The organism is Paenibacillus sp. 1182 (assembly GCF_017833915.1).
In the GTDB taxonomy this organism is placed as follows: Bacteria; Bacillota; Bacilli; order Paenibacillales; family Paenibacillaceae; genus Paenibacillus; species Paenibacillus polymyxa_D.
The window spans coordinates 64,039-72,541 of sequence record NZ_JAFICR010000021.1 but is presented as its reverse complement, the minus strand read 5'-3'; the positions used below and the strand labels follow the sequence as shown (position 1 = coordinate 72,541).

The 8,503-nt window shown below is 45.1% G+C and carries 7 protein-coding genes and 1 rRNA gene; all 8 read right to left on the bottom strand.

Annotated features, from left to right (window positions below):
* Positions 1 to 164 (bottom strand): 16S ribosomal RNA (locus JOD82_RS27735); the annotation flags it as partial.
* Positions 165 to 710: 546 nt separating this feature from the next.
* Entirely contained in the window at positions 711 to 2,309 is a 1,599-nt protein-coding gene (locus JOD82_RS27730; RefSeq protein WP_069011270.1) for a LysM peptidoglycan-binding domain-containing protein, read from the bottom strand.
* 159 nt (positions 2,310 to 2,468) lie between these two features.
* Positions 2,469 to 3,353, bottom strand: coding sequence for a branched-chain-amino-acid transaminase (gene ilvE / locus JOD82_RS27725; protein ID WP_029518432.1), 885 nt, complete (start codon positions 3,351 to 3,353; stop codon positions 2,469 to 2,471).
* Between the two features lie 17 nt (positions 3,354 to 3,370).
* The gene (gene pheA, locus JOD82_RS27720; protein WP_029518431.1) at positions 3,371 to 4,270 is read right to left on the bottom strand and encodes a prephenate dehydratase; all 900 of its coding nucleotides are present in this window, start codon (positions 4,268 to 4,270) and stop codon (positions 3,371 to 3,373) included.
* Positions 4,267 to 5,235, bottom strand: coding sequence for a homoserine kinase (gene thrB, locus JOD82_RS27715; protein WP_165148813.1), 969 nt, complete (start codon positions 5,233 to 5,235; stop codon positions 4,267 to 4,269). The genes pheA and thrB overlap by 4 nt, the downstream gene beginning before the upstream one ends.
* A gap of 27 nt (positions 5,236 to 5,262) precedes the next feature.
* Complete coding sequence (locus tag JOD82_RS27710; protein WP_209950334.1) at positions 5,263 to 6,549, bottom strand: homoserine dehydrogenase; 1,287 nt, start codon at positions 6,547 to 6,549, stop codon at positions 5,263 to 5,265.
* A 43-nt stretch (positions 6,550 to 6,592) separates the two neighbouring features.
* Positions 6,593 to 7,030 carry an ACT domain-containing protein gene (locus JOD82_RS27705; RefSeq protein ID WP_013311587.1) on the bottom strand — a complete coding sequence of 146 codons (438 nt, stop codon included), beginning with the start codon at positions 7,028 to 7,030 and terminating at the stop codon, positions 6,593 to 6,595.
* Between the two features lie 157 nt (positions 7,031 to 7,187).
* Positions 7,188 to 8,498 carry a GTPase ObgE gene (gene obgE / locus JOD82_RS27700; protein ID WP_061828806.1) on the bottom strand — a complete coding sequence of 437 codons (1,311 nt, stop codon included), beginning with the start codon at positions 8,496 to 8,498 and terminating at the stop codon, positions 7,188 to 7,190.
* Positions 8,499 to 8,503: the final 5 nt, after the last annotated feature.

Below are 8,503 nucleotides of genomic sequence, written 5' to 3'. Positions count from 1 at the left end.
GTTTCCGGTAGTTATCCCTGTCTTGTGGGCAGGTTGCCTACGTGTTACTCACCCGTCCGCCGCTAGGTTATTTAGAAGCAAGCTTCTAAATAACCTCGCTCGACTTGCATGTATTAGGCACGCCGCCAGCGTTCGTCCTGAGCCAGGATCAAACTCTCCATTAAAGACCAACCGAAGTCGGTTTATAGAAAGAGCGATAAGCTCATTTTGAAACTGACGAGATAAAAAATATCTCTTGTTTGCTTCCATTTTATACAGCCTGATGGCATGTACCAAAATCTCAGCGTTGGATTTTGCAAGCAAAATCCGCACTCACTCGTTGTTCAGTTTTCAAAGATCAAACCTACATCATATCTCACTTTGTTTCACCACCGCATCTCAGCGGCGACTTAAATAATATATCATGTTTTCCGCGTCTTTGCAACACTTTTTTTAAGAGAATTTTATAATCAACTCTGCTTTGTTTTCGTGTTGCTAACTATCTTGTAAAAGACAGCTATAAGAATATACCACATATATAAGCTTAGTAGCAACACCTTTTTTAAAAAATTATTTTCTCATCTTTAAAATCACTGCATTTAAATAAAGAGACCATTATTCCCTCAAGCAGAATAACAGTCTCTTTAACATTCATTTCTTTCTCTTAATGACTAATAAAGCCGGGGCACTACTAGGAGTCTCTCTTCTTTTACTTTTTACTTTTAGCCACGTCAGTCCCTAATCCATGGATTTTTACGCGAACGAGCACTATAGGATGAGGAACGAGTTTCTCCTCCAGTTGAATTACGGGATTTTTGCTTCTTATGAGTAGCATTTTTACTGGAAACCTTGACTTTGGACGTCTCTTCTTTGGATGTGCTGCCAGAGCTGTCTTTTGATTTACCTTTACTCACGCTACGATCCTTTGTTTTAGAAGAAGAATCAATTTCATTTTGGGATGCTATAGTCAGATTGTTACCTACCTCCTGCGTTCCTGGAATTGCTGGTGCCGACTGGACGTTCTCTTCCCGGCATCCACAGTCTGGCATAAACATATAGGGTGTTGTATATCCCTCTAATGGATACATAGGTGCATTCCCATGCGCAAACGGATGATAAGGGTAATTCGCAGATTGTTGCCCTTGTAGTTGGCTATAGTCGGATACGTGTCCAGCCGCAGGCAAACCATATGGAGGTCCTCCCCATGCCTGGCTCCATTGACTGCTCTGGACTGTACTCTCTGAATACTGCGGCGGATGCCCTTGATGGATAAATGGAGGATAGACAGGATAGGATGCATTTTCAGACGCTTCATGGCTCGGATAATATCCGGGGGCGCAGCAATCTGAATAGGCAGGATAAGGTGTTGGATAGGCATTTATAATTGGTGTCTGCACAGGCCCCCAGCACCATGGATGCTCACAGTCATGATGATAGCCCTGATCAGAAACTACAGTAGGAGAGGCATATTCTGCTAAGGAGGTATTTATAGGCGCTTGAGGAGACCCAATCCCCGGATACCACGAGTTCGGCATTGCATTTATTTGTGGGCTATAATCAGATGTCGGCTGTTGTATCGACCACTCGGAATTTACCATCGGCTCCGATTTTGTGCAGCCGCAAAACTTTTCAGCTACAGGTTGCTTCACAACAGTTGTAGGAAGCTGTGGCTTAGATGCAATCGGTTGGGTAACTATAGGTTGCATTTGAGGTGGAGCAGGTGGTGTAACTATGGGCTGCATTTGAGGTGGAGCGGGATTTACGGGTGCCATAGGAACTTCAGGCAGTTTTAATTCAGGAAGCTTAGGAGGATTCACTGTTTCTTTCGGCTGTGTCATCTCCTCTTTAGGGCTAGGCATATTCTCCGGCTCAGGCTGTGTCATCTCTGCCTTGGGCTGGGTAAGTTCTTGCTTAGTGGGGGATTCAGGTTTAGGCTGTGTCATCTCTTCTTTGACTGCGGTATTTTTTTTATTCTCAGTAAAATCAGAATTCTCTTCTTTGTAGTGTGGAATATTAACTGTTTCTCCAACCAGTAGTGCGTTCGGGTTTTTAAGCTGGGAATTGGCATCAATAATTAGCTTGAGCGGTACATTCCACGCCTTAGACAACTTCCACAATGAATCTCCTTGCTTAACCTTGTGTTGATATACCGTTGACGGCTGTGTTTCCATCGTGACAGGCTCTGTTGGAATTTTAATTTTCTCACCGATACTCAACTGATTAGGGTCTGCCAACTGGGGATTGGCGGCAATAACTTTCTCCAGCGTCACATTATACTTCTGTGCCAGCAAGTACAGAGTGTCACCTTTTTTGACGATGTGTATTTTCACAGGTCACAAACCTCCTAGACTTTCGTTCGGGCGGGATAAACGCCCGGCTTCTGTTATTACATCCTATGCACCTCCCGGGCGAATGACCCCATACAAACAAAAAAATCCTTATAACTGAATACTCTCGCGAGCATTCAATTAAAAGGATTCGGTTTTATTTTAGTCCTGCCACACTTTGTAGCCATCCTGATCCACGATCTTCCGGAACTCAGCCAGGAGCTCCAAAGTTACTGGGCCAGCAACGCCAGAGCCGATCGTACGACCATCCACTTCATAAGCTGCAATAACTTCTGCCGCAGTTCCTGTAAAAAACACCTCGTCCGCAACATATACATCATGCAGTGTAAAAGGTTGTTCCTTAAGGGAGTACCCAAGCTTAGCACACAAATCGATAATAGCATTACGAGTGATCCCTTCAAGCGCCCCCAAATAGCAAGGAGGTGTATACAACACTCCGTTTTTGACAATGAAAATGTTGTCTGCAGAGCCCTCCGTCACATACCCTTGGGAATTGAGCATAATAGCCTCACCTACACCAGCATAGTTAGACTGGATCTTCACGAGGATATTGTTGAGATAGTTCAATGATTTAATCTTCGGATTCAAAGCATCCGGGATGTTGCGACGCTGAGAGACAGAAATTGTCTTCAGGCCAGTCAAGTAAGCTTCTTCTGGGTAAATGGCGAGCTGCTCCACGATAATGATGACACTCGCCTTCGCACAACGAAGAGGGTCTAAACCTAGATTTCCTGCACCTCGGGATACAATCAGACGGATATATCCGTTACGCATTTCGTTAAGACGAATCGTTTCAGCCATTGCTTCCAACATTTCATCAGGAGACAACGGAATGTTTAACTGAATGGATTTCGCAGAATCATACAGACGCTCCAAGTGCTCCTTACATTTAAAAATATTCCCGTTATAGATACGAATGCCCTCAAATATACCGTCTCCGTACAAGAATCCATGATCATATACGGAAACCTTTGCGTTTTCCTTAGTCACATGCTGCCCATCCAGATAGATCCATTGTTCTGCCATTAAAACCACACCTCCGATTAATGTTCCTTTAAAATAGGTTCGATCGCTGCTTCAACATACTTGTAGCTTGGATAAGAGCCAAGAACACGTACATGGCACCCCAAAGCCTCGATCTCTGCAAAGGCTGCCGGAAGTAGCACGGAATGCAGAGATTCCAAAACTTCAATGTAAAAATAGTAATTCCCCAATTGCTTTTTGGTCGGACGCGATTCAATACGGGACAGATTTAACCTGCGCCATGCAAATGCGGATAAAACCTGATGCAGCGCTCCCGGGAAATCCTGCGGCGGCGTGACCAAAATACTGGTTCGCTGACCTTCAGGCGTACCCGGGAGACTTATAGGTTGATGACCGATCAAGACAAAGCGGGTAAAGTTGTTATCGTGATCCGTCACTTTGCTGGCCAAAATATCCAATCCGTGTTTGGCAGCCGCAAGCTTGGTTCCGAGAGCGGTCCAGCCTTTACCGGGGTTATGTTTAACAATTTCGACGGCTTCCGCCGTACTTCCTGCACTCTCCAACTCGGCCTGAGGAGCGGAAGCCTGTATGAATTCTTTACACTGGGGAAGCGCCACAGGATGAGACATAATTTTGACCACTTTGCTCAAATCTAGCTTGTCCAAATCCTTCGTAAATTCACTGCGATGACCAATAAGATTTTGAATTGAAGGATATACCCATTCCGCCTGCATTTGAATGTCTACTTCATGTACAAGCCAATCCATATGCAAACTTACAGAGCCATCAATCGTATTTTCAATGGGAATTACACTATAGTCTGCCTGACCCTTGTCTACTGCCTGAAATACGTCCGCGATATGTTTGTAAAAAAGTAATTCATGGGACGTATCTCCTAACAAATACTTAATCGCTTCATGAGAAACAGTCCCCTCAGGAAGAAGTGCAATTCGTTTCATATCGTAAGTTCCCCTTTAATCATATCCATAAAAGGGAGAGTATTCCCTTCTGTATATACTTTAACTCCTTCATTCTCAGGGCGCAATTTTAAAACAGAAGCAGTGATCCCCTCTTTGTTCATGGTATCCGTTAAATACTGCTCCAGCTCTGCTTTCCGATTTTCCCGCCGATCTGTCAATGCCAGCAACGTTGGTCCAGCCCCACTTAGAGCCACACCCAAGGCACCATAATGGTGCGCATCCTGCAAGATCTCTGTCATACCTGGCACAAGTGCCGCGCGGTAAGGCTGATGAAGCTGATCACGCATCGCTTCAGCGATTAAGTCGGTTCGCCCTGATGCCAATGCTGCTACCAACATGGAAGCATGACTTATATTATATACAGCATCCTTCAATGATACTTGTGCGGGTAGAACCTCTCTGGCTTTCGACGTGGACAGCTGAAAATCTGGAATAACTACCATAACCTCCAGATTGGTATCCGGTTCAAGTCGTAAATGCCTAGCACGCTCACCGTCCCACATCGCTGTAATAATACCGCCAAACAGAGAAGCTCCAACATTATCCGGATGTTTTTCAATGGCGCTTGCCATATCGAACAACTTGGAATCCGGCAGAGGCGAGCCAATCAACGTATTTGCAGCGACCAAGGCGCCCACAATGGCGGAAGCACTGCTGCCCAAACCACGAGTGAGTGGAATATCTGAGTACATCGAAATATCGAGCTCAGGAACTGATACACCCGCTTCCCGAAAAACCATTTGTGCTACCTTGAAAATCAGATTAGTTTTATCTTGGGGAACACCATTCATTTCATCTCCGTATAAATGAAAAGCCGTCTGTTCGGCCTCCTTCATTTCAATCCATGCATATAAGGACAACGCCATGCCCAATGTATCAAAGCCCGGACCCAAGTTGGCCGTACTCGCGGGCACACGCACTCTTGCTGTTTTTAAAACGGTCATACAGACAATTCCTCCTGCTTTTATTGACTATCCCTCTACTCGATATACGCTCTTGATGCGACGGATGACGTCCAAAGTTTCAAAATGCTCCAAAACCTTTTTCATACTTGCTTTACTGGCTAAATGAGTCACGATAATAATTTCAGCATCGGGGTTAACCTCATTCGGTTGCTGCACAACAGATGCCAGACTGACATCAAATTCAGCAAATACTTGCGTAATCCGTGCCAACACCCCTGCTTTATCATCCACATGCAGAAGCACGAAGTTTTTGAAATACACATCTTCGTCGTTACTAATTTTTTTAGGGTTGTAAGGAACGATGGCTTTAAGCCCATTGACACCAAGTTTGAGATTTTTCACTACAGCAACTAAATCGGCTACAACTGATGTTGCCGTCGGCATTTCACCTGCACCCGCACCATAAAACATGGTTTCACCCACTGCTTCACCATGCACATACACCGCGTTGAATACCCCGTTCACCGAAGCCAATGGATGTTGCTTGCGTACCATGGTCGGCTGAACGTTAATCGTAAATTCATCACCCTGGCGCTCTGCAATGCCTAGCAATTTCATTTCATATCCTAGTTTTTTAGCAAAAGCAATATCTTCACTGGTTACCTTTGAAATGCCGCTGACACTTACATCCTTGAGCTCTACATTAGAGCGGAAACCAAGCGTGCCGAGAATTGCCATTTTACGAGCTGCATCCAGTCCTTCCACGTCCGAGGTCGGATCGGATTCAGCATACCCAAGCTCCTGCGCTTCCTTGAGAACTTCCTCGTACGAGGCTCCTTCCTGACTCATTTTTGTTAAAATAAAGTTGGTCGTACCGTTCACAATCCCCATAATGCGGGTAATACGGTCGGAGGAGAAACCTTCAATGAGTGTACGAATAATCGGGATACCGCCTGCTACACTAGCTTCATAAAAAATATCACATTGCTTTTCCTGCGCCTTTGCTAATACTTCAGAACCGTGCAAAGCCATTAAGTCCTTGTTAGCTGTTACGATGTGTTTACCCCGCTCCAACGCTTCAAGAATGTACTCCTTCGTCTGATCAACCCCGCCCATGACTTCGATAATTACATCAATTTCAGGGTCTCGAATAACTTCCCATGGGTCCTCAGTAAGCTTGGCCGTGTCCACTTCAATGGAACGATATTTTTCTATGTTTTTTACAGCTATTTTTTCAATGATGATCGGTGAACCGACTTGTCTGCTCAAATCTTCCTGATTGCCTTCTACGATTCGAACGACTCCCGTTCCTACCGTCCCCAAACCTAACAATCCTACTTTGACCGGTTTCATCCATTCCCCTCCCGCAAACTTATATCTAATGAACTGTATTGCCTTAACCTTGCCCAATCAGGCGAACACGTTTGACTCCAGAGATGTCCTCCAAGCCCTCTAGTAGAACACCCAACTCTTCACTGAGTCTGGACATTTCTACCGAGATAACTACGTTGGCTCTGCCTTGCAGTGGAATACTTTGCTGGATCGTCAGCACATTGCCTCCGAAATCAGCCACTCTGCCAAGCACCCTGGACAACATTCCGGATTGATGTTCTAAATCAATAGAGATATTGACAATTCGCTCACGCTCCAGCTGGTTAACCAAATGTATGCCATCCTTATATTTATAAAAGGCGCTTCGGCTTAGCCCAACTTGCTCCACGGCATCATGCACGGTTTTAACATCTCCTGAAGCCAGCAGCAGTTTCACCTGTATGGTCTTAACAATAGCTTCAGGCAAAATATCTTCCCGTACCAAGTAATAGCGCTCTTTCAAGAACGTCCTCTCCTCAAAGACTTATGTTTTTGTATAGAGGACATTATATCGAAACTCATGAAAATCGGCAAGCTAACAATGCAAAAAACGGCTACTGCCTTCTATAGAGTTTCCCATAGTACAGTAACCGTTCAGGTTTTAGACCTTTATTTGATTTTTAGTAATAGCTGCTGCCTTCAACAAATTCGAACTCGAAATCAGCAATGCGTACAGATGTACCATCTTTGGCGCCACGCTTGCGTAACTCAGCATCCACACCCATGTGGCGTAACGTTCTTGCTAATTTCAAAATGGCATCATGCGAGTTCAACTGCATGCGCTTCATCATGCGCTCAATTTTAGGGCTCTGCACCACGAATGTGTCGTTTTCACGTACAATTGTAAAGCCATCATCTTCTGCTGTATCCAACTTAAATACCTTACGTTCATTGACTTCTGCTACTTCCTCAACAACTGGCTCGTCCGGTATTTGATCCAGCAAATCAGCAGCCCGGTAGAGTAGTTCCTTCACACCTTGACGTGTCAGTGAGGAAATAGGCATGATTTCAAGATCAGGACGTATAGAAGCAATCTGCTCTTTGAAGTGAGCCAAGTTTTCTTCAGCTTCTGGCATATCCATTTTATTGGCCGCCACAATTTGCGGACGCTCAGCCAATGCTGCATTATATTGCTTCAATTCGTCGTTAATCTTAGTCCAATCTTCAAACGGGTCACGTCCTTCAGAGCCAGCCATATCCACGACATGGATAATAATACGCGTCCGCTCAATGTGCCGCAGAAATTCATGTCCTAGCCCAATACCTTCATGAGCTCCTTCAATCAAACCAGGCAAATCCGCCATCACAAAATTACGATGATCACCCACATCCACAACGCCCAAATTCGGAGTAATCGTTGTAAAGTGGTAGGCCCCAATTTTCGGTTTTGCAGAAGATACAACCGACAACAAGGTAGACTTCCCAACACTAGGGAACCCGACCAAGCCTACGTCAGCCATTACTTTTAACTCAAGCGTGATATAACGTTCTTGTCCCTCTGCGCCGTTCTCAGCCAACTCAGGCGCTGGATTACTCGGCGTAGCAAAACGGATGTTTCCGCGTCCTCCACGTCCTCCTTTAGCTACGACGACTTGTTGACCATGACGTGTCATATCTGCTACTACTTCACCAGTATCATCATCTATGATGACCGTTCCCGGTGGTATACGTACGATCATGTGCTCCGCATTGGCTCCGTGTTGGCTTTTGTTGCGACCTTTTACTCCACGCTGGGCTTTAAAATGACGTTGGTACCGAAAATCCATCAAGGTACGCAAACCCTCATCTACACGGAAAATTACGTCACCACCGTTCCCTCCGTCACCACCACCTGGGCCACCTTCAGGAACGTATTTCTCACGGCGAAACGCAATTAATCCGTCTCCACCGTCACCGCCTTTAACAAAAATCTTCGCTTTATCTACAAACATGGTTA